Origin of the sequence: Paraburkholderia lacunae (genome assembly GCF_003353175.1) — a bacterium.
In the GTDB taxonomy this organism is placed as follows: Bacteria; Pseudomonadota; Gammaproteobacteria; order Burkholderiales; family Burkholderiaceae; genus Paraburkholderia; species Paraburkholderia lacunae.
Genome location: NZ_QHKS01000081.1, coordinates 1 through 2,422, shown reverse-complemented (window position 1 = coordinate 2,422; position 2,422 = coordinate 1). Strand labels below are relative to the sequence as shown.

General features: G+C 64.0%; 2 protein-coding genes. Both read right to left on the bottom strand.

The window, feature by feature from the left end:
* Positions 1-75: 75 nt before the first annotated feature.
* Positions 76-1,320, bottom strand: coding sequence for a sarcosine oxidase subunit beta family protein (locus DLM46_RS38785; protein ID WP_115110371.1), 1,245 nt, complete (start codon positions 1,318-1,320; stop codon positions 76-78).
* A gap of 46 nt (positions 1,321-1,366) precedes the next feature.
* A partial coding sequence (locus tag DLM46_RS38780; protein WP_115110368.1) for an L-serine ammonia-lyase occupies positions 1,367-2,422 on the bottom strand: 1,056 nt, incomplete at its 5' end.

Genomic DNA, 2,422 nt, shown 5'->3' with positions numbered 1-2,422 from the left:
GAAAATTCGGTTTCGGCGCGTGGCCCGCACCACGGGCATTCGATCAGCAACATGTTCCTTTCTCCTCGTGTGCGATTAGTGGGCGACAGCGGCAGCGCCGTGTTCGTCGATCAGGTGACCGGTATAGAAACGGTCCAGCGAGAACGGCGCGTTCAGCGGATGCGGCTCGTCCCTCGCGATCGTGTGCGCATAGGCCCAGCCCGACCCGGGCGTCGCCTTGAAACCGCCCGTGCCCCAGCCGCAATTGAAATAAAGCCCCTTCACGTCAGTCTTGCTGATGATCGGGCACGCATCCGGCGACACGTCCACAATGCCGCCCCACTGGCGATTCATCCGCACGCGCGAGAACACCGGGAACATTTCGACAATCGCTTCGAGCGTGCCTTCGATGATATGAAAACTGCCGCGCTGACCGAAGCCCGTGTACTGATCGACGCCCGCGCCGATCACCAGATCGCCCTTGTCGGACTGGCTGATGTACGCGTGCACCGCGTTCGACATCACCACCGTGTTGACGACCGGCTTGATCGGCTCGGACACCAGCGCCTGCAACGGATGGCTCTCCAGAGGCAAGCGGATACCCGCCATGTCGGCGAGCGTCGACGTATTGCCCGCGGCCACGATCGCCACCTTCTTCGCCTTGATGAATCCCTTCGTGGTGTCCACACCGGTCACCTGGCTGCCGTCGCGGCGAATCCCGGTGACCTGGCAGTTCTGGACGATGTCCACGCCATGCTGATCCGCGCCGCGCGCAAAACCCCACGCCACCGCGTCGTGCCGCGCCACGCCGCCACGGCGCTGAATCGACGCGCCGAGCACCGGATAGCGGCTGTTCAGATTGATGGTCGGCTCGATTTCCTTGATCTGTTCCGGCGTGAGAAATTCGGCATCGACGCCGTTCAGCCGGTTCGCATTCACGCGCCGCTCCGTATCGCGCACGTCCTGCAGCGTGTGCGCGAGGTTCATCACGCCGCGCTGGCTGAACATCACGTTGTAGTTGAGGTCCTGCGACAGCCCTTCCCACAGCTTCATCGCCTTTTCGTAGAGCGCGGCCGATTCGTCCCACAGATAGTTCGAGCGCACGATGGTCGTGTTGCGCGCGGTATTGCCGCCGCCGATCCAGCCTTTCTCCAGCACGGCGATATTGCGCACGCCGTGCTCCTTCGCGAGGTAATAGGCGGTGGCCAGACCGTGCCCGCCGCCGCCGACGATCACGACGTCGTATTCACGCTTGGGCTCCGGGCTCTTCCACTGGCGCTCCCAGTTCTCGTGATACGACATCCCGTTGCGCAACAGGCTGAATATCGAATAGCGGCTCATCTTGGGTCCTTGTTGGTACTGTCCTGGTACTTTGCTGCGTAGCTCTTCAGCATTCGATGACGTTCACGGCGAGGCCGCCGCGCGACGTTTCCTTGTATTTGGTCTTCATGTCCGCGCCGGTTTCGCGCATCGTCTTGATCACGTTGTCGAGCGACACGTAGTGCTGCCCGTCGCCCTTCATCGCCATGCGCGCGGCGTTCAGCGCCTTGATCGCGCCCATCGCATTGCGCTCGATGCAGGGAATCTGCACGAGTCCGCCGACCGGGTCGCACGTCATGCCGAGGTTGTGTTCCATGCCGATTTCGGCGGCGTTCTCGACCTGGGTCGGCGTGCCGCCCATGACTGCCGCGAGTGCCGCCGCGGCCATCGAGCACGCGACGCCCACCTCGCCCTGGCAGCCCACTTCGGCGCCCGAGATCGACGCGGTCTCCTTGTAGATGATGCCGATCGCCGCAGCGGTCAGCAGGAAGGTGACGATGCCGTCGTCGTTCGATGCGTGCATGAACTTCACGTAGTAATGCAGAACCGCGGGGATCACGCCGGCCGCACCGTTGGTCGGCGCGGTGACGACACGCCCGCCCGCCGCGTTTTCTTCGTTGACGGCCATGGCATACAGGTTGACCCAGTCGAGCATCGACAGCGGATCGCGCAGCGATTCTTCCGAATGCGAACGCAATTGCGCGCACAGGTCGGCGGCGCGGCGCTTCACGTGCATCGGCCCCGGCAGTTCGCCGCGCACCTTGCAGCCGCGCTCGACACAGGCCGACATCACACGCCAGATCGCGAGCAGCCCGTCGCGCACTTCCTGTTCGGGCCGCGAAGCGCATTCGTTGCGCAGCGTGATCTGCGCGATCGACAGACCGGTTTCCCGGCAAATGCGCATCAGGTCGTCGCCGGTGCGAAACGGATACGGCACGTCCGCGCCGGCGCGCAGGCCGTTCACGCGGTCGCCTTCGCGATTGACGACGAAGCCGCCGCCAATCGAGTAATACTCTTTCTCCACCAGCAACTGGCCGTTCTCGTCGAAGGCCTGGAACCGCATGCCGTTCGGATGCACGACGCCCGAGCCCGGCGCGCCCGGCATCAGCTTGCGGAAGAAGCC